The organism is Variovorax sp. P2_H12 (assembly GCF_056403395.1).
The window spans coordinates 19,249-38,884 of the sequence record NZ_JBFUFO010000054.1 but is presented as its reverse complement, the minus strand read 5'-3'; the positions used below and the strand labels follow the sequence as shown (position 1 = coordinate 38,884).

Here is a 19,636-nt window from a genome sequence, read left to right as displayed (position 1 = left end):
AACCTGCTCGAGAACGCCGCCAAGTACGGGGCGGCGCCGATCGTGGTCGGCGCGCGCGTCACGCCGAGGAGCCTGGTGCTCACGGTGCGCGACCACGGCCCCGGCCTGCCGAACGCCATGCGGGGCCACGAGCAGCAGCTGTTCGACAAGTTCACCCGTGGCCAGGCCGAGTCCGCCACGCCGGGCGTCGGGCTCGGGCTGGCGATCTGCAAGGCGGTGGTGAGCGCGCACGGCGGCGAGATCGCGGCGGCCAACGCATCGGACGGCGGGGCAGAATTCACGGTCACGCTGCCTCGGCGCGAACCTCCCGCGTCGATCGAACCCATCGCCATTTCAGACTGAATCCATGTCCACTCCTGTTGCCATCGTGATCGAGGACGAGCCTCAGATCCGCCGTTTCGTTCGCGGGGCGCTCGAAGCGGAGGGCTGGCAGGTGCACGAGGCCGGCACGCTGCGCGAAGGCCTGGCCGCCGCAGGCACGCGCCAGCCTGACTTGCTGGTGCTCGACCTCGGCCTGCCCGATGGCGACGGCGTGTCCCTGATCCGCGACGTGCGCGACTGGTCGGGCGTGCCGATCATCGTGCTCTCGGCGCGCACCGACGAAGCCGACAAGATCGCCGCGCTGGACGCCGGCGCCGACGACTACCTGACCAAACCCTTCGGCACCGGCGAACTGCTGGCCCGCGTACGCGCCAACCTGCGCCGGCCGCGAGCCGCCGGCGGCGACGAGCCCGAGGCGCCGTTCCGTTTCGGAGAGGTCGAGGTCGATCGCGGCGCCCGCCTGGTGCGGCGCGCGGGCGCGGAGGTGCATCTGACGCCGACCGAGTACCGGCTGTTGTCGGTGCTGGTGGCGAATGCGGGCCGGGTGCTCACGCAGCGCCAGCTGCTGCGTGAAGTGTGGGGGCCGACCCACGGCGAGCAGAGCCACTATCTGCGCATCTACATGGGGCACTTGCGGCAGAAGCTCGAGGTCGATCCGGCGCAGCCGCGACATCTGATCACTGAAATTGCGGTGGGGTATCGCCTGGTGGCCTGAGACATGAAGGGGAGTGGAGGTGTCGCCGGAACCTCAAGTGCGGTATATCAAATGAAAATTACTTATCACATCCGCCCACCCCAAACGTTGCGCCTCATCCATCGCCCACAACCCCTCCCCTGGCCTATCAAGAAATTCGCCTCACCCAAGCATCACGCAGCAGACACCCTCTCCGCCGGTTCATATTGCGCCATGGGAAATTGAAATTTCACTACCATGGGCGCAGGCGGGGCGTCCCGGATCCCGAAAAGTGCATCGGCTGGCAAGCAAAGGAGCACGCATGAGCAAACGAGCCCATCCATGGCCGCACCACCGGCAGGCAGCCGAGGAGTTCCGAAGATGCTGAGACAGCTCAACGAAACCGCTCGGCATGGGCTGGCCGCTGGCGAGGCGCATCGCCCGGAACGCCCGGACTGGACCATCGACCAGGGCTGGTCTTCCTACACCGCGCAGGAGCACGGCGTGTGGAAGACGCTCTTCGAGCGCCAGAGCGCGCTCCTCCCCGGGCGCGCCTGCGACGAGTTTCTCCAGGGCATGAAAGACCTGCCGATCGGCGCCGACCGGATCCCGAACTTCGAGGACCTCTCGGTCGCGCTGATGAAGCGCACAGGCTGGCAGGTGATCGCGGTGCCGGGGCTCATCCCGGACGACGTGTTCTTCGAGCACCTGGCCCATCGGCGCTTCCCGTCGGGCCGGTTCATCCGCAAGCCGGACCAGCTGGACTACCTGGAAGAGCCGGACGTCTTCCACGACGTGTTCGGCCATGTCCCCATGCTGATGAACCCCGCCATCGCCGACTACATCCAGGCGTACGGAGAAGGCGGGCTGCGCGCCAAGAAACTCGGCGTACTGGAGCAACTTGCGCGCGTGTACTGGTACACGGTCGAGTTCGGCCTGGTGCGACAGCCCGAAGGACTGCGGATTTACGGCGCGGGCATCGCCTCGTCCGCCACGGAGACCGTGTTCTCCATCGAGGACAGTTCGCCCAACCGGGTGCGCTTCGACCTGGAACGCGTGATGCGAACGCGCTATCGCATCGACGATTTCCAGGAGACCTACTTCGTCCTGGACAGTCTCGACAAGTTGCTGGAATTGGCGCACATCGACTTCGCTCCCCATTACCAGCGCGTGGCGAACATGCCCGAGCACGAACCTGGCGACGTGCTGCCCGGCGACACGGTCATTGCTCGCGGGACCGGCCGCTACCACGCCGCCAAACGCCCAGGGTAACGGGATGCGCGGCTGACGGGCATCTTTGCTGCCGCGGGGCCGAGCCATGTCCAATGGGATGAGGGCGCCTTGCCCAATGGTCTATTGCGCGGCCCCTCGGGGGGTGCCAGAATTTTTGTCCTCTATCCGGCCCATCCATTGACGGGCCAGTTGCCCACGCGCAGCAGGTCCCGCTTCGACTCCGAGAGGGAAACGCCATGCCAACGCGCCACCGCTCCATGCTCGGCCGCCAGGTGTTGCCGACGGCCGCCATCGCCATCGCATCGTCCGGCCTGCTGGTGGCCGACGGGGTCGGCGCCGGGGGTCCGGCACCCGCCTTCGATCCCCTGCTGTCGGAGCCGGGCCGCGCCTGCGGGCCGGTGGTCACCGGACCGCCGGCGATGCTCAAGGCGCTGATCCGCGTCAAGAGCGAGACGGCACCTTTCCAGCCGGTGCCGATGCAGGCTGCCGGCGGCACGGTGCCGCTCTATCGGAACCTCGGCACCCTCGCGTTCCCGATCGGCACGCGCGATCCCAAGGTCCAGGCCTATTTCAACCAGGGCTTGCGCCTGTCCTTCGCCTTCAATCACGCCGAGGCGCAACGCGCGTTCCAGGCCGCGCAACAACTCGATCCCCGTTGCGCCATGTGCTTCTGGGGCGAGGCGCTGGTGCTGGGCCCGAACATCAACGTACCGATGATGCCGGAGGCCAACGCGCCGGCGCTGGCCGCGCTCGCCCAGGCGGTGGCGCTCAAGGGCAAGGCGAGCGAGAAGGAGCGGATGCTGATCGGCGCCCTCGAGAAACGCTACGCCGCCGATGCCCAGCCCGACCGCAGCGGATTGGACGGCGCCTATGCGGACGCCATGAAGGCCGTCGCGGCGAAATTCCCGACCGACGACATGATCCAGGCCCTGTATGCCGAGGCGGCCATGGACACCCAGCCCTGGGACTACTGGCAGGCCGGCGGCGCCCAGCCGAAGGGACGCGGCGCAGACATCCTCGGCGCCCTCGAGACGGTGCTCAAACGCAATCCTGCGCACCCCGGCGCCATCCACCTGTACATCCACGCGGTGGAGGCGTCCACCCAGCCGGAGCGCGCGCTGCCCTACGCGAAGCGGCTGGCCGCACAGGTACCCGGCGCCGGCCACCTGGTGCACATGCCCGCGCACATCTACTACCGCGTGGGCTTGTACCGCGAATCGCTGGAGGCCAATCTCAGCGCGATCCAGGCCGACGAGAACTACTTCAAGACCTCCTCGTCGGATCCGCTCTACAAGGCCGCCTACTACCCGCACAACATCCACTTCGTGATGGTCTCCGCGCAGATGGGCGGCGATGCGAAGACGGCGATCGATGCGGCCTCGAAGCTCGACGCCTCGGTGCCGGGCGAGCTGGTGAAGCTGTTCCCGATCCTGCAGCCGATCAAGGCGGCGCACTACACCACACGTGCGCAATTCAGCGACCCGGACACGATCCTCAAGCTTCCGGCGCCGACCGACGAGGTGGTGCTGGTCTCGACCATGTACCACTACGCGCGCGCCGTCGCCTTCGCGGCACGCAAGGACAAGGCAGGCGCACAGCAGGAGATCGACGCCATCGCCGCCATCGAACGCAGCGCGGATTTCAAGCCCTTCGAGCCCTGGGGGCTGCCGGCCAAGGAGATCGTGCGCACCGCGGGACTGGTCGCCACCGGGCGGCTGGCCGACGCGACAGGCGATCTGGACGGTGCGGCCAAGGCATACACGGAAGCCATCGCCATCGAAGACGCACTCACCTACACCGAGCCACCCTACTGGTACTACCCGGTGCGGCAATCGCTGGGCTCGGTCAGGCTGCGCCAGGGCAAGCTGGACGAAGCGGAGCAGGCATTCAGGGATTCCCTGGCGCGCGTGCGCAACAACGGATGGGCGCTCGCAGGGCTGGCCGAGGTCGAGCGCAGGAAGGGCGATGCCAAGGCGGAGCGCACGGCCCGCGAGGCCTACCGGCGGGCGTGGTTCGGGCCCAAGGACGGACCCGATCTGGCGCGGCTCTGAGGGGCGGGCACAAAAAGCGCGACGGCGAGTGATACCGGTCCCTTTCTGATGATATACCGTGCTTTAGATCAGCCGCCGGATCTGGCCCTCGCACGCCATGCCGCAGGCGGCGAGTCCGTCCAGCGGCGGAACGCGCGATTGAAGGCACTGGCGTCGGCATAGTCGAGCGACGCCGCCAGTTCGGCGGTCGACATGTCGGTGTCGATCAGCAGCTGGCGCGCGACTTCGTAGCGCACGTCCTCCAGCAGTTTCCTGAAGCCCGTGCCCTGCGCCGCCAGCATCCGGTGCAGCGTGCGCCTCGGCACCGAGAGCAGGTCGCACAGCAGGCCTTCGGTCGCGCGCCCGTTCAGCACCATCTGGCGAAGCGCGGCGCTGATGTGGTCGACCAGCGCGTCGGGCGCGAGGCTTTCCTGCGCCAGGATCTCGCGCTGCAACTGCCGGTGGCGCTCGGCGTCGGACGCCATCGGCGGCTGGGCAAGCCAGTGCCTGTTGAAGCTGAGTTCGGTCCGGTCCGCATCGAAGCGCAGCCGGCATCCGAACAGGCGCCGGTAGGGCCGCACATCCTTCGGCGCGCCATGGGCGAACGACACCTCGACGGGGCCCCAGCGCGGGCCACACACGGCTTTCAGGATGTTGAACTCGAAGGCCGCGACAAGATCGTAGGCCTGCGCCGTGCCGGGCATGTTCCGCAGATAGATCGCGTAGCCGAAGCTGGCGTTCTCGCCCTCCACGGCATGGGTCGGCACCCCGCCGCGCGTCTGCAGATGCACATGGGCGATCAGGCTGTCGAGGGCCGACTGCACGGTGGGCGAGCTCTGGATCAGCTCGCCCAGCAGCCCCAGCGACGAGGCCGTCGCATGCTGACCGGCACGCAGCCCGAAATGCTGGCAGCCGGTGAGCTCCGCGCAGCGTTGCAGCAGCAGGCCGGCCGTGCGGTAGGACATGTGAAGCTCGGGATCGTCGAAGGTGCCGGGAGCGAGCCCGACATCGGCGAGCACCGGCGCCGGATCGAAGCCCTTCTCGCGCAGCACCGCGGGAATGCCCGCCATGGCCGCCACACGCACGGTACCCGGATCCTCGGCACCCAGGCTCCAGAGGCGGACAGGTCGCGATCGAAGCGCTGGTCTCGACATCCCGGGAGTCCTCGGTGTGGAGGCGCATGGTCGAACGCGTGGCCCAATATGTCAAGACCGACGCCGGGAATTTCGCTACTGTTCGACCCCGCAGACGACTTCCCGCGTCGATCGGCTCGCCGAACCGGCCAAACAAAACCAAGAGGGAATCGCTATGTCGAAGAACTTCAGGTCAATGGCTCCGAGGGTCGTCCCCTCCACGCCGGACGGTGCGCCGCACTGGCGCCTTTGAAGCAGCCGGAGCCGGTCGTCCGGCCATCGCCCGTGATCCCCTGTTCGCCGGCCGCCGTGAAAAGGTCTGCGCGTCAGCTGCTCTGGCGATGGGCCGGGCTGAATCTCATCGCGCTGTGCCTGCTCCTGACGGGCGGCCACGCGATCGCGGACCCCAGTCGATACGTCCTGGTCCTGTACGCCAACGGCCGGCTGGTGCCTGGCAACGTCGACATCGAGACCGGATTGCGAAACGCCATCGCCAGTACCGGCGAGCGGCCGGTGCAGATCTTCAGCGAGACCCTCGATCGCCCCGAATTCGTCGGCGAGGCCTACGAGCGAACGATGGCGACCTACCTGCACGACAAGTACGCCGGCCATCCGCCCGCGGTGGTCGTCGCCGTCGCAAGGGATGCGCTGGACTTCCTGCTGCGCCATCGCGAACGGCTCTTTCCGGGGGTTCCGGTGGTCCATGCCGCGGTCTCGACGAGCTTTCCGGCGCCGCTCGGCCCCCTGCCCATCGACGTGGTGGGCGTGCCGATCGACTACGACATCGCCGGCACGATCGAACAGGCCCTGCGCTGGCATCCGAAAGCGCAGCGCATCTACTTCGTGACGGGCACGACGCGGCGCGACCGTCAATGGGAAGCGCTGCTTCGAGCCCAGGCGGCACGATTCGAAGACAGGATCAAGCCCGAGTTTCTGGCCGGACTGCCCACCGAGACCCTGGTGAAGCGCCTCCGGGGGCTCGACGCCGACTCGCTGGTGTTCACCCCTGGCTTCTATCAGAGCGGCGACGGCCTGTGGTTCACGCCGCACGACTCGGTCCAGCTCATCGCGCAGGCAGCGCCGGTGCCGGTGTATGGAACCTTCAGCACCTTCGTCGGCACGGGCGCAGTCGGCGGTCGCGTGCCGCACTTCGAATCGATAGGCCAACAGGCGGGACAGATCGTCGACCGCCTCCTGCACGGCGCGACGCCCGCGTCGCTGGAACTTCCCAATCTGATGCCGAACGTCCTCAACATCGACTTGCGCCAGACCCGGCGCTGGGGCATCGCCGACGCCGACATCCCGGCCGACGCGCTGGTGGCGTTCAGGCAACCCACTTTCTGGGAAGCCTACCGGACGGCCGGCCTCATCGGCAGCACCGTGATCCTGCTGCAGGCGGGCCTGATCGCCGCGCTCGTGCTCGAGCACCGGCGTCGCCGCCGGGCCGAAATGGCACTGGTGCAACGGGGAAGCGAACTCGCACATGCGTCTCGGCTGGCGATTGCCGGGGAGCTCGCCGCGTCGATCGCCCACGAGATCAACCAGCCGCTCGCAGCGATCCTGGCCAATGCCGAAGCGGCCGAACTGCTGCTCATCTCGGGGCGTCAAGGGCCCGACGATCTCGGCCACATCCTGGCCGACATCCGGCGCGATGACCTGCGCGCCAGCGATGTGATCGCCAGGCTGCGAACCCTGCTGGCGAAACAAGCCATCGCACGGCAGCCCTTCGAACTCAATGCAGCCGTCGGCGATGGCTGCGAATTGCTCGACGCGGAAGCGCGGCGCCGGGCCATGACGCTGGTGATACGACCCTGCGCGACGCCGGTCCGTGTCGTCGGCGACCCGATCCAGATCCAGCAGGTGCTCATCAACCTGGTCCTGAACGCGATGGATGCGGTCGGCGACCTGCCCGAGAGCCGCCGCAGGATCGTCGTCTCGATTACCGAGCGCGGGGAACTGGTGCAGATCACGGTGAGCGACCGTGGCCATGGCATCGTGCCGGAGCATCTGCCGAAGCTCTTCGATTCATTTTTCAGCACCAAGCGCCGCGGCATGGGCCTCGGCCTGTCGATCACGCGCTCGATCGTCGAGGCCCATGGGGGACGCATCTGGGCCGTGAGCACGCCGGGCAAAGCCACGGTGTTTCACCTCGAACTGCCGCGGTGGGTCGAGGCGAGCGCCGCGCCGCCGGGGAACCCCGCCCGGCCGCCCGAAGGCGCTCGCACCGCAGCGCGAAGCACGGAGGTCCTCCAATGAGCGCAAGACCCCTCATCCACGTCGTCGACGACGATGACGAACTGCGCGTCGCGCTGCTGCGGCTGCTCGATGCGGCCGGGCTCGACGCGCGCGGCTACGCCTCGACCGGCGAGTTCCTTCTGCACCCGCTGCCCGACCATCCAGGCTGCCTGCTGCTCGACGTGAGCCTGCCCGGGCCATCGGGGCTGGAGTTGCAGGAAGTGCTGCGGCAGCACGGCTGCATGCTGCCGGTGGTGTTCCTCACCGGCCGTGGCGACGTGCCGTCCAGCGTGCGGGCGATGAAGGCCGGCGCGGTGGATTTCCTGCAGAAGCCGGTCCAGCGCGACACGCTGCTCGGGGCGCTCGACCGGGCACTCGCACACGACGACTCGCAGCGCTCGGTTCGCGACGCGTCGAGGCGGCTCGAGGCCCTGTTCGCCACCCTGACGGCACGCGAGCGCGAGGTGTTCGATCGCGTCGTCGCCGGCAAGCTCAACAAGCAGATCGCCGACGAGCTCCATACCAGCGAACGCACCATCAAGGCGGAGCGCTCCCATCTGATGCTGAAGCTGGGCGCGGATTCGGCAGCCGAGCTCGGCCGCCTTGCCGAACGGCTTCGGCAGCAGCCGTCCTGCGCGCCGGTTGCCTCGCTCGGGGCTTCCCTTTCGGGCAATCGCTTTGCCCTCGCACCCGATTCCCCCTCCACGGCGCCGGACGGATGATGGCCGCGCTCAGGGGTGCGCATCGCAGGTTTTTTCGAGGAGACAGCTCATGATCCGGTCTCGATTCTTCGCAGTGGCCTTCATGCTGGCGGCAGCCCTGTCGATGGCCGCCGGCACGAACGCACAGACCGTTGCACCTGCCAAGACCGCCGCCAAGTCGCCCGCCCGACCCGCACCCCAGCTCGACGCCAAGGCGATGGATCTGCTGCGCGCGATGAGCGCCAGCCTGACGGCGGCGAAGTCGATGGCCTTCACCGCCGTCGCCACCTACGAGAGCCCGAGCAGCGTCGGGCCCTCGCTGGCCTATGCGACCACCTCCGAAGTGCTGCTGCAACGCCCCGACCGGCTGCGCGTCATCACCCTGGGTGACGGCCCGCCCGCCGAGTACTACTACGACGGCAAGACGCTGACCGCTTTCGCGCCGGCCGAGAGCCTGGTCGCCGTGGCGCCCGCGCCACCCACCATCGACGCCATGCTGAAGCAGGCCTTCGACAGCGCGGCGATCTATTTCCCGTTCGCCGATATCGTCGGTGCCGACCCCTTCGGCACCCTCACCGAAGGCCTCGCGAAGGCCTTCTACATCGGCCAGTCCAAGGTGGTCGGCGGCACCACGACCGAGATGATCGCGATCGCCAGTGACAGCCTGTTCATGCAGATCTGGATCGGCGCCGACGACAAGCTGCCGCGCAAGATGCGCGCCGTCTTCCGTGGCGACCCGCTGCAACTGCGCCACCAGGTGGAGTTGTCCAACTGGAAGCTCGACCCGGTCATCGCCGCCGAGGCCTTCGCGGCGATGAACGCGGCCAACGCGAAGAAGATCGCCTTTGCCGCGCCGAAGCCGCCCGCGGCAGCGGCAGCGAAGAAGGCGGCAAAGCCGGCCGCCAAGGCGCCATAAGGAGCTCGAACCATGACATCCCCGAAGACCCTCCTGCCGCTGCTGGCGAGCTTGCTGATCACGGCGGGCTTCCACGCACCGGCCGCCGCCTGGGCCAGCGCCAACCGCTTCGGTGGCCATTCCGAGGGCGGCTGGGGCGGCGCCACCCACACCAATGCCTACGGCGGCAGCACCACGCACAGCTGGGACGGCGCCACCAGCCACACCAACATGTACGGCGGCACCACCACCGGCGTGGCCGGCTACGGTGCGGTGCACACCACCGCCGGCGGCTTCAGCACTTACCGCCCACCCGCCTACGGCGCCGCGGGTTATGCGCCGTACCACGCACCGGTGGCGGTCCCCTACTACCACGCCGGCTGCTACGACTGCGCGGGCGCGGTGGCCGCAGGTGCAGTCGTCGGGGTGGCGGCCGGCGCCGCGGTCGCCAACGCGAACCGCGCCGTCTATCCCATGGGCGTCAGCTACGCGAGGGTGCCCGAAGGCGCGGTCGTGGTGAACCGCTTCGGCGTCGACTACTACCATGTGGGCGACAGCTGGTTCCGGCCTTTCTACGGCGCCAATGGCGTCTACTACACCGTCGTTGGCGCACCGTGAGGCTCTGAGCACGCGCCGCGCCTTCCCTTTCGGGCAATCAAATTGCCCCTCGACCGGGTTTCCTTGCGAACGCCAGCGCGCAATGATCGAAGCGGCTTCTCGGCGGAACGCGCGAATCCGATCGGCCGCTTCACGGACACCCCGATGACACTGATCCCGACCGGCGTGGTACTTGTGGTGGAGGACGACGACAGCATGCGCCAGGCGATCCAGCGCCTGCTGAACGCGGCCGGATGGAAGACTGTGGCCTATGCGTCGGCGGAGGCGCTCCTGGCCGAGGGACCGATCGCAAAGGCCGCATGCATCGTCAGCGACTTCAAGCTGCCCGCGATGTCCGGCCTGGAATTGCTGACGGAATTGCGCACGCGCGGACATGGGCCTCCAGTCATCGTGGTCACGGCGCATGACGCGCCGCAGGTGCGTATCGAGGCGATGCGCCGCGGCGCGTCAGGCTATCTGTCGAAGCCGTTTCGCGGCAAGGACCTGCTGGATGCCATCGATGTGGCCATGCGGTCCAACCCCGTGTCCTGATTGCGGCGCCCCGATGTCGAGGAAGATCCGCAGGACTCTTCTTCCAGGCCCTGCCCCTCTGGTCTATGCTGCATCTCCAGCAACATGCCGCACACCATCGCCGCCTCCTCCGAAGCTCGCCTGCCCTGGCTGCAGAATCCCGTCGAAGCCCATCGGCAGTGGCGCTCGACCCTGAGCTGGAAGAAGGCCTCCGACATCGCCGGCGCCGATGCGCCGCGCTACACCGCGCACAGCAACGACCTCTATCAATCGTTCTGGGGCAAGTTCTGCCGCTGGCTCGCCGCCCGGTCGCTGCGGCTCGACGAGGTCCGGCAGGCCCACATCGAGTCCTTTCTCGACGCCCTGCGCGGCCGCGACGATGCGCCCGCCAGCGTGCGCACCATGCGCACCTACCTGGCGGAGATCCACCGCGTCTTCACGCACCTGCACGCCAGCGGCGTCCTCGCTTCGAACCCGGCATCGGTGGTGCTCGACCGCAAGCGGCGACAGCCCGAGACCCGTTTCGAGACCGATCCCCCGCTGCCGCCCGGCCCGACCTTCCTGGCGGCCTACGAACGGATGGCCGCCGAGCTCTTCGAGGAAGAGGCGCGCCAGCTCCCCAGCGGCTGGACGCCGGCGCGCAACCTGGCGCTGCGCCTGGTGGTGGCCGAGTGCGGGCTGAAGCTGTCCGAAGTCTGCAAGCTGATCCCGCGCAACATCACGATCCAGGCGGACGGCAGCGTGGTCATCCGCTCGCCGGGCCACCGGCAGGTCGAGGCGCGCACGCTGGTCGGGCGCCCGCACCTGGGGCAGGCGCTGCAGCAGTGGCTCGAGGCCCGCAGCACGCTGCGGGTGGTGCGGACGCGGCGCGAACGCGACGAGCACGCCCGGGTCTCCAATCGCCTCTTCCTCGGCCAGGCCGACATGGTGCAGTCGGCCGAACTGGTCGGCGGCGGCCTGGGCGCTGCCTGCAGCCCCGTGGCACCGGACCTGGCCGAGCGCGTGGTCACGAGCTGCGTGAAGCGCACGCTCGATGTGCTGGGCCACGAAGCGGCCTTCCATGGCCCGCAGTTCGTGCGCAACGCCTATGCCGCGCGCCTCATACAGGGCGGAATGAGCGATGCCGAGGTCTCGGTCCAGCTCGGCATGAAGACGACTTTCACCGCGCGGGCGATCCGCGGCAAGGTGCAGCCGACGGTGGAGTCGGCGTCCTGAGGCTCTTGCGGCGCTGGCGTTCGAAGTTCAGGCGCGCGAGCGGCGCGCTCGTTCCAGGCTCTCGAGATGGCCGACCAGCAGCCGGGCCGCCGGCGACAGCCGGGACTCATCGCGAAAGCACAGCGCGAACCTGCGCTTCGCCCAGGCGTCCGACAGCGGCAGCACGCGAATGCCCAGGCTGGCGGCCACCGGATCGGCCACCTCGCGCGGCACCACCGCGATGCCAAGGTTGGCGCGCACGCAGCGCATCGAGGCGTCGAAGGTGCTGACCACCGCCCGGTAGCTGATCGGCTTTCCGATGATGGCCGCGGCGCGCGCCAGCATGGTGTGGACCGCGGTCGACGCCGGCAGGCCGACGTGCTCGAAATCGAGCGTCTGGGCGAAGGCGCAACGCTTGAAGCGCGCGATCGGGTGCGCGGGATGCGCAATGATCGCCAGATGGTCGTGCCGGTAGGGGCGCGTCGCCAGGCCTTCGAGGTCGGCCGCGTCCCAGCACACACCCACCGGCGCCAGGCCTTCGCGCAGGCCGCGCACCAGGTCGCGGCTGAGCGCCTCCTCGATGTCGATGCGGATGTCGCGGTGTGCGGGCAGCTGCAAAAAGGCCGCGATGTCGTCGGGCAGGAACTCGGCGATCGACGACACGCTGGCCAGCACCCTCACCTGCCCCTTGATGCCGGTGCCGTAGGCCGCCATGTCGCGCGCGACCCGGTCGGCGCCGGCCAGCATCAGGCGTGCATGCTCGAGCAGGATCTCGCCGGCCGCGGTGGGCTGCACGCCGCGCCGGTGCCGCTCGACCAGCTTGTTGCCGACGGTCTCCTCGAGCAGCAGCAGGCGCTTGCTGATGGCCGAGGCGACGATGTGGTGCAGCTCGGCGGCCCGCGCGATGTTGCGCGTCTCGCAGACGCTGACGAAGAGCCGCAAGGAGGTGAGGTCGAGGTCGCGCATGAGGGCCTGGATCTTGGCATTCCGAACTGGAACGTTGAACGTTCCAATTTACCGCTTTTTAGACGGAGTGGGAATGCCTACAGTCTGTCCATGGCGCCGCACCGCGCGCCCGGAGACTGATTCGATGACCCTCACCGCCACCCGGCTGCCGCGCAGCGCCGTGATCCGAGAAGTCGGCCTGCGCGACGGCCTGCAGAGCATCGCCACCATCCTGCCCACGGCGCAGAAAGTCGAATGGATCCGCGCGGCCTACGAAGCCGGCCAGCGCGAGATCGAGGTCGGCTCCTTCGTGCCGGCGCGCCTGCTGCCTCAGCTGGCCGATACCGGCGAGCTCGTCGAGTTCGCCAAGACCCTGCCGAAGCTCTTCGTCTCGGTCCTGGTGCCCAACCTGCGCGGCGCCGAAAGCGCCATCGCCGCCCGGGCCGACCTGATGATCGTGCCGCTCTCCGCCAGCCATGCCCACAGCCTCGCCAACCTGCGCAAGACGCCGGACGACGTGGTGGCCGAAGTGGCGCGCATCCGCGCCGCGCGCGACGCGTCCGGCGTCAGGACGCTGATCGAGGGCGGCGTCGGCACCGCCTTCGGCTGCACGCTGCAGGGCCGGGTCGACAAGGCCGAGGTGCTGCGCCTGATGCAGGCCCTGCTCGACGCCGGCGCCGACCGCGTGAGCCTGGCCGACACCGTCGGCTACGCCGACCCGGCGATGGTGCGCGACCTCTTCGAGGACGCGGTGAAGATCGCCGGCGACCGCTTCTGGTGCGGTCATTTCCACGACACGCGCGGGCTCGGCCTCGCCAACGTCTACGCCGCACTCGAGGTCGGCGTCGCCCGCTTCGATGCCTGCCTGGCCGGCATCGGCGGCTGCCCGCATGCGCCGGGCGCCAGCGGCAACGTCTCGACCGAGGACCTGGCCTACATGCTCGGCAGCATGGGGATCGCGACCGGCATCGACATCGACCGGCTGCTGGCGCTGCGCGCCCGGGTCGCCGAGTGGCTGGCCGGCGAAGCGCTGCACGGCTCGCTGTGGCAGGCCGGCCTGCCCAGGACCTTCGGCGCTGCGGCCCACGCCGTGGCCGCCTGATTCCCACCACGAGACCCTCTGCATGACCACCTCCACCGCTCCCCTGCCGCTCGCCGGCGTCCGCGTGCTCGAGTTCACCCACATGGTGATGGGCCCCACCTGCGGCATGATCCTGGCCGACCTCGGCGCCGAGGTGATCAAGGTCGAGCCGCCCGGCGGCGACAAGACCCGCAAGCTGCCGGGCCTGGGCATCGGCTTCTTCCGCGCCTTCAACCGCAACAAGAAGAGCGTGGTGATCGACATCGGCACCGAGGAGGGCCGGGCCACTGCGGCCGAGCTGGCGGGCCAGTGCGACGTGGTGCTGGAGAACTTCCGGCCCGGCCTGATGGCAGGCTTCGGCCTCGACTACGAGACCCTGTCGAAGAAATATCCGCGCCTCGTCTACGTCACGCACAAGGGCTTCCTGCCCGGGCCGTACGAGAACCGGCTGGCGCTCGACGAGGTCGTGCAGATGATGGGCGGGCTGTCGTACATGACCGGCCCGGTGGGGCGGCCGCTGCGCGCCGGCACCTCGGTCAACGACATCATGGGCGGCATGTTCGGCGCCATCGGCGTGCTGGCCGCGCTGCGCGAACGCGAGCGCACCGGCCGCGGCCAGGAAGTGCAGAGCGCGCTGTTCGAGAACTGCGTCTTCCTCTCGTCGCAGCACATGCAGCAGTACGCCATGACCGGCGAGCCGCCGCCGCCGATGCCCTCGCGCGTGTCGGCCTGGAGCGTGTACGACGTCTTCACGCTGGCCGACGGCGAGCAGCTCTTCATCGGCGCAGTGAGCGACAAGCAGTTCCTGACGCTGTGCCGCGTGATCGACGCGCCGGAGCTGGCGGCCGACCCGGCGCTCGCGAACAATGCGCTGCGGGTGGCGGTGCGGCCGGCGCTGCTGGCCAGGCTGGGGGAGATCCTGCGGCACCATCGCGTCGAAGCGCTCGCGCCCAAGCTCGAAGCGGCCGGCATTCCCTACGCACCGATCATGCGGCCCGACCAGCTGGCCGACGACCCGCACCTCAAGGCCAGCGGCGGCCTGGTGCCGATGGAATGCGACGACGGCCAGACTACCGACGTGGTGCTGCTGCCGCTGCTGATGGGCGGCCGGCGCCCGGGCGTGCGGCATGCGCTGCCGTCCGTGGGGCAGCACACTGCAGAGATCCTCGCCGGCCTGGCCAGCCACGCACCCGCCTGAATTCCCGATTTCCAGAAAAGACCCAACGGAGACACACCATGAACCTCAGCATCCAACGCCGCGGCATCACCGCCCTGCTCGCCGCCGCCTTCGCCGTGACCACCACCGGCGCCTTCGCGCAGGGCTCCGACAAGCCGCTGCGCGTGGTGCTGCCGGTGAGTGCCGGCTCTGGCGTCGACACCATCATGCGGGCCGCCTCGCCCTCGCTCACCAAGGCATTGGGCGGCCAGGCGGTCGTGATCGAGAACCTGCCGGGTGCCGGCGGCCTCACCGGCACCAGCGTGGTGGTGCGGGCGCCGGCCGACGGCCAGACCCTCGGCGTGGTGTCCAACAACCACGTGGTGAACCCCAGCGTGTTCAAGAAGATGCCCTTCGACGCCCTCAGCGACATCACGCCGATCTCGGTGCTCGGCGCAACGCCCTTCGTGCTGGTGGTGAACCCCAAGGTGCCAGCGAAGAACGCCAAGGAGTTGCAAGCGCTGCTGAAGGCCAAGCCCGACGGCTACAACTACGCGTCATCCGGCAACGGCACCATCATCCACCTGGCCGGCGCGATGTTCATGGACGCCGCCGGCGTCGACGTCCGCCACATCCCCTACAAGGGCGTGGGACCGATGGTGGCCGACATCATCGGCGGCCAGGTCGAGATGGGCGTGGTGGCGGTGCCGGCGATCCAGGGCCAGCTCAAGAGCGGCGCGCTGCGCGCGATCGGCGTGATGGGCAAGAGCCGCGTGCCCTCGCTGCCCGAAGTGCCGACCATGGCCGAGCAGGGCTTCCCGGATGTCGACGTCGCGGGCTGGTTCGCGGTGATCGGCCCGGCGAAACTGCCACCGGCCGAGGTCAAACGGTTGCACACTGCGGTGGTGGCGGCCTTCAACATGCCCGAGACCAGGGAGGCCATGGCCAAGCAGGAGAACATCATCAACCCGATGAGCCCCGAGGCCTCGGCCCAGTTCTTCAAGACCGAACAGGAGCGCTACGCCCGGCTGGTCAGGAAGGCCAACATCACGGCCGAATAGGCCGCATCTTCGGAGCACGCACATGACCGATCTGTTCGAGAACCCGATGGGACTGATGGGCTTCGAGTTCGTCGAGTTCGCCTCGCCCACGCCGAACCTGCTCGAGCCCTTCTTCGAGAAGCTCGGCTTCAGCCCGGTGGCGCACCATCGCTCCAAGGACGTGGTGCTGTACCGCCAGGGCGACATCAACTTCATCGTCAACCGCGAGCCGAACAGCCCGGCGGCCTACTTCGCGGCCGAGCACGGCCCCTCGGCCTGCGGGCTGGCCTTCCGCGTCAAGGACTCGCACCAGGCCTACGCGCGCGCCCTCGCGCTCGGGGCCCAGCCGGTGGAGATCGCCACCGGACCGATGGAGCTGCGGCTGCCCGCGATCAAGGGCATCGGCGGCGCGCCGCTGTACCTGATCGACCGTTTCGAGGACGGCAAGTCGATCTACGACATCGACTTCGAATTCATCGCCGGCGTCGACCGGCATCCGGCCGGCCACGGCCTGAAGATCGTCGACCACCTGACGCACAACGTCTACCGCGGCCGCATGGCCTTCTGGGCCGGCTTCTACGAGAAGCTCTTCAACTTCCGCGAGATCCGCTACTTCGACATCCAGGGCGAATACACCGGCCTCACCTCGAAGGCGCTGACCGCGCCCGACGGCAAGATCCGCATTCCGCTGAACGAGGAATCCTCCAAGGGCGGCTCGGGCCAGATCGAGGAGTTCCTGATGAAGTTCAATGGCGAGGGCATCCAGCACATCGCGCTCCTGAGCGAGGACCTGATCTCGACCATCGACCAGCTCGGCCTGGCCGGCGTGCCCCTGATGACCGCGCCCAACGACATCTACTACGAGATGCTCGAGCAGCGGCTGCCCGGCCACGGCCAGCCGATCCCCGAACTGCAGGCGCGCGGCATCCTGCTGGACGGCAGCACCGGGGGCGGCAGCCCGCGCCTGCTGCTGCAGATCTTCTCCGAGACCGTCTTCGGGCCGGTGTTCTTCGAGTTCATCCAGCGCAAGGGCGACGACGGGTTCGGCGAGGGCAACTTCAAGGCGCTGTTCCAGTCGATCGAACGCGACCAGGTGCGCCGCGGCGTGCTGAAGAGCCCGGAGCCCCCGGCTCCAACTGCTACCTGAACAATCGACCGCCTTTGCCGGAGGAATTCGAATCTCCGGGCCCTTCGCCTCGACGCAAGTGCATCAATGCGCCGCCTCGCTTGGCTCTTGAACGCCGCGCGGCAATGTCTGCTGTCGCGAAAAATCCTGGAACGGCCGCCCGCCGGCGAGGGTGATCCGGTGCAATACACGGCGAAAGCCGTGATAGTCGTTCACCGGGTTGTGTTGGACCGAGCGGTTGTCCCAGAAGGCGATGCAGTCCGTCTGCCAGGACCATCGGCAGGTGAACTCCGGCTTGACCTGATGCTCGAAGAGAAAGCGCAGCAGCGGCGCGCTCTCGGCCTGCGTGAGTCCTTCGATGCCGTCTGTGTGCGCGACATTCACATACAGCGCCTGCTCTCCCGTCTCGGGATGGGTGCGCACGACGGGATGCCTGGAGACGAACTCCCGGGCCACCCCTTCGTTGCCGTCGCTGCGGATGCGGTCTTCGCGCGTCTTCGAGACATCCGCCTTGGCCGAACTGGCGATGCCCACCAGGCCATTCAACAGGCGCTTCATCGTGTCTGACAGGGCCTCGTAGGCCAACACCTGGTTTGCGAACATCGTGTCGCCTCCATAAGGGGGCACCTCCCTGGACAACAGCATCGTGCCCATGGGCGGCTCGTCCAGGTAGGCCGTGTCCGTGTGCCAAACGCCCCCGAAGTTGACGCGCTCGTGCGCCAGCTTCTTGACTTCGATGATCTCGGGATGGCCTTCGATCCCCTTCACGAACGGATATTCGACCGGCTTGCCGAAGGCGCGCGCGAAGCGCAGGAATTCCTCGGGGCTGAGCGCTTGTCCGCGCAGGAAGACGACCTTGTGCGCGAGGAACGCCGCGCGCAACTCGGCGGCCATGCCCTGGCTCAGAGGGCGGCGCAGGTCCAGGCCGAGCACTTCAGCGCCGAGAGCGCCGGCGATTCGCTTGACTTCCACAGAGGCTCCACTCGGAAAGAACTATCAGAGGCCGGATCGTAGGCCTGTACGATCCATCAACACAAATCAAATAATCTGAGCGATTGTTCAGTTTTCGATGAAGATCAACTTCAAGCTCCTTTCGACATTTCTTGCCGTTGCCGAGCACGCCAGTTTCCGCAAGGCGGCCGAACAGATGCACCTGTCGCTGCCGGCGGTGAGCATGCAGATCCGCCAACTGGAAGAACGCCTGGGCGTTGCGCTGTTTCATCGCACCACGCGCAGGGTCGAACTCACGCGCGAGGGGGAGCAGTTGATGATCAGTGCCCGCAAGGCGATGGCCGAATTGGACGATGCGCTCGCGGGCCTCCAGCTGGTCGCCGACATGCAGCGGGGCCAGTTGACCTTCGCATGCGTTCCCACGGTGGCGGGCACGCGCCTGCCCGGGTTGCTGACGAAATTCGCGCAGCGCCATCCCGGCATTTCCGTGCGTGTGCGGGAGTTGGCCCAGCCGGACCTGCTGGAGGCGGTGCGCCGGCGCGAAGTCGATTTCGGCATCGGCCCCCAACCCTTGAAGCCGGGCACCCTGCACAGTCGGCCCCTGTTCGACGACGACTACATGGCGCTCGTGTCCGCCGATCACCCGGCGGCGCAGAAGAAAGGGATCTCGCTGCGCGAACTCGCGCGCTCGCCGCTGCTGACGCTCGGAGAATCGGAGTTCCGCAGGCAGCTTCTCGAAGCCCTGTCGGCGGAAGGCCTTGCCTGCGAACTGAACTACGAGTTCACCCACGTGAGCACGACGGTGGCGATGGTGGAGGCCGGGCTGGGCGTCGGCATTCTGCCCGCCTTGGCGGTGCCTTCGCATGGCGCCCTGAAGGCGATCCGCATCATGCGTCCAGCCATGAGGCGAACGATCGCAATCATTACGGTGCGGGGGCACGCGCTGTCGCCATCGGCTCTGCGTTTCGTGGAGATGTGTGACCTGCTGGTGCCGCCGCACTCGAACCGCGCCAGCGGCTAGTGCGGACCGTCACCGCGCTCAAGACTGGCGAGACCGTCTACTCCGGGATCGGGCCGGGGCGAATCCGAACCCGCCCTCTACCGGCCGTCCGTAAAGGTGCAAGGACAGCCCTCTTCTCCCGCTCGTTGGCCGCCCCTCAGCCCGCGCCCAGGCCGATCGGTGCGGGAACCGCATTCACGATCCGGGTGAAGAGTGCGCCGTAGTCCGGCTCCGGCTCGCAGCCGGTGAGCGGATCGCGATTGGCGCTGAAGGCCCGGTCGAGCTCGCTCCAGTCTTCGTCCGTCAGCACTTTCTCGGCCAGGGGAAGGATTTCGCGCTCTTCCATCGCCATGTGGGCCAGGTAGAAGTCGACATAGCGCTCGACCGCCTGCTCGAAGGCTTGACGACGGGCCTCGCCCATCATCTCGAAGCCGAGCAAGGCATGTTCGACTTCCCGGATCTTTCGCTCGCCGCGCGCATGGTCGTCGTCCAGCCGGTCGAGCAGTTCGCGCGAGATCGGCGTCCGCGCGCGCATCTTCGGGAACAGCAGCTCGGACTCCTTGCGGTGGTGCCGCTTCTCGGGAAACTCGTCGACATAGAAGAGCATCGCGCGCAAGGCGCCGAAATCCGGCAGCGTGCCCTGTCGGCGGTGCTGGGCCAGCAGCAGGACGATGGAGCGCAGCATGGCGGAAAGCGCCGAATGCTCATCGCGGATGATTCTGATTGTGGTGTGTGTCATTGCGGGCACTCCGGAGGGGATGGCCGTAGCCTCTCACCTCCGCGCCGCCCCGACC

The 19,636-nt window shown here is 68.2% G+C and carries 19 protein-coding genes; 15 read left to right on the top strand and 4 right to left on the bottom strand.

The genetic code is table 11. The features are described 5' to 3' along the window. The 4 genes from AC1DYK_RS31310 to AC1DYK_RS31295 form a co-directional block, all read left to right on the top strand. Positions 1-342 (top strand): ATP-binding protein (locus AC1DYK_RS31310; protein ID WP_478169858.1); only part of this gene is annotated, 342 nt, incomplete at its 5' end. Between the two features lie 4 nt (positions 343-346). Continuing rightward, a complete protein-coding gene (kdpE, locus tag AC1DYK_RS31305) occupies positions 347-1,036 on the top strand; it encodes a two-component system response regulator KdpE (protein ID WP_478169857.1) in 690 nt (229 codons plus the stop codon). 339 nt (positions 1,037-1,375) lie between these two features. Then, on the top strand, positions 1,376-2,266 hold the full coding sequence (gene phhA / locus AC1DYK_RS31300; RefSeq protein WP_478169856.1) for a phenylalanine 4-monooxygenase: 891 nt from the start codon (positions 1,376-1,378) through the stop codon (positions 2,264-2,266). Between the two features lie 197 nt (positions 2,267-2,463). Beyond that, entirely contained in the window at positions 2,464-4,278 is a 1,815-nt protein-coding gene (locus AC1DYK_RS31295) for a hypothetical protein (RefSeq protein ID WP_478169855.1), read from the top strand. A 68-nt stretch (positions 4,279-4,346) separates the two neighbouring features. On the opposite strand, the gene AC1DYK_RS31290 is transcribed toward AC1DYK_RS31295, so the two are convergent. Next, a complete protein-coding gene (locus AC1DYK_RS31290; protein WP_478169859.1) occupies positions 4,347-5,327 on the bottom strand; it encodes an AraC family transcriptional regulator in 981 nt (326 codons plus the stop codon). 132 nt (positions 5,328-5,459) lie between these two features. On the opposite strand from AC1DYK_RS31290, the gene AC1DYK_RS31285 reads away from it, so the two are divergent. The 6 genes from AC1DYK_RS31285 to AC1DYK_RS31260 all read left to right on the top strand — a co-directional run bounded on the left by AC1DYK_RS31285 (position 5,460) and on the right by AC1DYK_RS31260 (position 11,564). Further along, the gene (locus tag AC1DYK_RS31285) at positions 5,460-7,646 is read left to right on the top strand and encodes a sensor histidine kinase (RefSeq protein WP_478169854.1); all 2,187 of its coding nucleotides are present in this window, start codon (positions 5,460-5,462) and stop codon (positions 7,644-7,646) included. Then, a complete protein-coding gene (locus AC1DYK_RS31280) occupies positions 7,643-8,347 on the top strand; it encodes a response regulator transcription factor (protein ID WP_478169853.1) in 705 nt (234 codons plus the stop codon). Before AC1DYK_RS31285 ends, AC1DYK_RS31280 begins: the two co-directional genes overlap by 4 nt. Positions 8,348-8,396: 49 nt before the next feature. After that, positions 8,397-9,242, top strand: a complete 846-nt coding sequence (locus AC1DYK_RS31275) for a DUF2092 domain-containing protein (protein WP_478169852.1) — start codon at positions 8,397-8,399, stop codon at positions 9,240-9,242. 12 nt (positions 9,243-9,254) lie between these two features. Beyond that, positions 9,255-9,839, top strand: coding sequence for a hypothetical protein (locus AC1DYK_RS31270; protein ID WP_478169851.1), 585 nt, complete (start codon positions 9,255-9,257; stop codon positions 9,837-9,839). Between the two features lie 144 nt (positions 9,840-9,983). Further along, positions 9,984-10,370 carry a response regulator transcription factor gene (locus AC1DYK_RS31265; protein ID WP_478169850.1) on the top strand — a complete coding sequence of 129 codons (387 nt, stop codon included), beginning with the start codon at positions 9,984-9,986 and terminating at the stop codon, positions 10,368-10,370. Between the two features lie 84 nt (positions 10,371-10,454). After that, the gene (locus AC1DYK_RS31260) at positions 10,455-11,564 is read left to right on the top strand and encodes a site-specific integrase (RefSeq protein ID WP_478169849.1); all 1,110 of its coding nucleotides are present in this window, start codon (positions 10,455-10,457) and stop codon (positions 11,562-11,564) included. 27 nt (positions 11,565-11,591) lie between these two features. Here AC1DYK_RS31260 and AC1DYK_RS31255 read toward each other — a convergent pair whose 3' ends face one another. Beyond that, positions 11,592-12,509 (bottom strand): LysR family transcriptional regulator, encoded by a 918-nt coding sequence (locus AC1DYK_RS31255; protein ID WP_478169848.1) that lies wholly within the window; start codon positions 12,507-12,509, stop codon positions 11,592-11,594. A gap of 124 nt (positions 12,510-12,633) precedes the next feature. Between AC1DYK_RS31255 and AC1DYK_RS31250 the strand changes: the two genes are divergently transcribed. Genes AC1DYK_RS31250 through hppD form a run of 4 tightly spaced genes read left to right on the top strand, consistent with a single transcriptional unit; the run spans position 12,634 to position 16,912 of the window. Continuing rightward, the gene (locus AC1DYK_RS31250) at positions 12,634-13,590 is read left to right on the top strand and encodes a hydroxymethylglutaryl-CoA lyase (RefSeq protein WP_478169847.1); all 957 of its coding nucleotides are present in this window, start codon (positions 12,634-12,636) and stop codon (positions 13,588-13,590) included. A gap of 22 nt (positions 13,591-13,612) precedes the next feature. Next, a complete protein-coding gene (locus AC1DYK_RS31245) occupies positions 13,613-14,767 on the top strand; it encodes a CaiB/BaiF CoA transferase family protein (RefSeq protein WP_478169846.1) in 1,155 nt (384 codons plus the stop codon). Positions 14,768-14,805: 38 nt separating this feature from the next. Next, entirely contained in the window at positions 14,806-15,786 is a 981-nt protein-coding gene (locus AC1DYK_RS31240) for a Bug family tripartite tricarboxylate transporter substrate binding protein (protein WP_478169845.1), read from the top strand. Between the two features lie 22 nt (positions 15,787-15,808). Then, on the top strand, positions 15,809-16,912 hold the full coding sequence (gene hppD / locus AC1DYK_RS31235) for a 4-hydroxyphenylpyruvate dioxygenase (protein WP_478169844.1): 1,104 nt from the start codon (positions 15,809-15,811) through the stop codon (positions 16,910-16,912). A 63-nt stretch (positions 16,913-16,975) separates the two neighbouring features. On the opposite strand, the gene AC1DYK_RS31230 is transcribed toward hppD, so the two are convergent. Next, entirely contained in the window at positions 16,976-17,863 is an 888-nt protein-coding gene (locus AC1DYK_RS31230; RefSeq protein ID WP_478169843.1) for a TauD/TfdA dioxygenase family protein, read from the bottom strand. Positions 17,864-17,960: 97 nt separating this feature from the next. Here AC1DYK_RS31230 and AC1DYK_RS31225 point away from each other — a divergent pair, with 97 nt between their 5' ends. After that, positions 17,961-18,863, top strand: coding sequence for a LysR family transcriptional regulator (locus AC1DYK_RS31225; protein ID WP_478169842.1), 903 nt, complete (start codon positions 17,961-17,963; stop codon positions 18,861-18,863). Positions 18,864-18,999: 136 nt separating this feature from the next. On the opposite strand, the gene AC1DYK_RS31220 is transcribed toward AC1DYK_RS31225, so the two are convergent. Then, positions 19,000-19,581, bottom strand: a complete 582-nt coding sequence (locus AC1DYK_RS31220; protein ID WP_478086002.1) for a hemerythrin domain-containing protein — start codon at positions 19,579-19,581, stop codon at positions 19,000-19,002. Positions 19,582-19,636: the final 55 nt, after the last annotated feature.

Coding starts and splice junctions, on each gene's coding strand:
- AC1DYK_RS31225 (WP_478169842.1), top strand. CDS start 17,961: ATGAAGATCAACTTCAAGCTCCTTTCGACATTTCTTGCCGTTGCCGAG.
- AC1DYK_RS31245 (WP_478169846.1), top strand. CDS start 13,613: ATGACCACCTCCACCGCTCCCCTGCCGCTCGCCGGCGTCCGCGTGCTC.
- AC1DYK_RS31295 (WP_478169855.1), top strand. CDS start 2,464: ATGCCAACGCGCCACCGCTCCATGCTCGGCCGCCAGGTGTTGCCGACG.
- kdpE (WP_478169857.1), top strand. CDS start 347: ATGTCCACTCCTGTTGCCATCGTGATCGAGGACGAGCCTCAGATCCGC.
- hppD (WP_478169844.1), top strand. CDS start 15,809: ATGACCGATCTGTTCGAGAACCCGATGGGACTGATGGGCTTCGAGTTC.
- phhA (WP_478169856.1), top strand. CDS start 1,376: ATGCTGAGACAGCTCAACGAAACCGCTCGGCATGGGCTGGCCGCTGGC.
- AC1DYK_RS31260 (WP_478169849.1), top strand. CDS start 10,455: ATGCCGCACACCATCGCCGCCTCCTCCGAAGCTCGCCTGCCCTGGCTG.
- AC1DYK_RS31285 (WP_478169854.1), top strand. CDS start 5,460: ATGTCAAGACCGACGCCGGGAATTTCGCTACTGTTCGACCCCGCAGAC.
- AC1DYK_RS31265 (WP_478169850.1), top strand. CDS start 9,984: ATGACACTGATCCCGACCGGCGTGGTACTTGTGGTGGAGGACGACGAC.
- AC1DYK_RS31290 (WP_478169859.1), bottom strand. CDS start 5,327: ATGGCGGGCATTCCCGCGGTGCTGCGCGAGAAGGGCTTCGATCCGGCG.
- AC1DYK_RS31220 (WP_478086002.1), bottom strand. CDS start 19,581: ATGACACACACCACAATCAGAATCATCCGCGATGAGCATTCGGCGCTT.
- AC1DYK_RS31270 (WP_478169851.1), top strand. CDS start 9,255: ATGACATCCCCGAAGACCCTCCTGCCGCTGCTGGCGAGCTTGCTGATC.
- AC1DYK_RS31280 (WP_478169853.1), top strand. CDS start 7,643: ATGAGCGCAAGACCCCTCATCCACGTCGTCGACGACGATGACGAACTG.
- AC1DYK_RS31255 (WP_478169848.1), bottom strand. CDS start 12,509: ATGCGCGACCTCGACCTCACCTCCTTGCGGCTCTTCGTCAGCGTCTGC.
- AC1DYK_RS31240 (WP_478169845.1), top strand. CDS start 14,806: ATGAACCTCAGCATCCAACGCCGCGGCATCACCGCCCTGCTCGCCGCC.
- AC1DYK_RS31250 (WP_478169847.1), top strand. CDS start 12,634: ATGACCCTCACCGCCACCCGGCTGCCGCGCAGCGCCGTGATCCGAGAA.
- AC1DYK_RS31275 (WP_478169852.1), top strand. CDS start 8,397: ATGATCCGGTCTCGATTCTTCGCAGTGGCCTTCATGCTGGCGGCAGCC.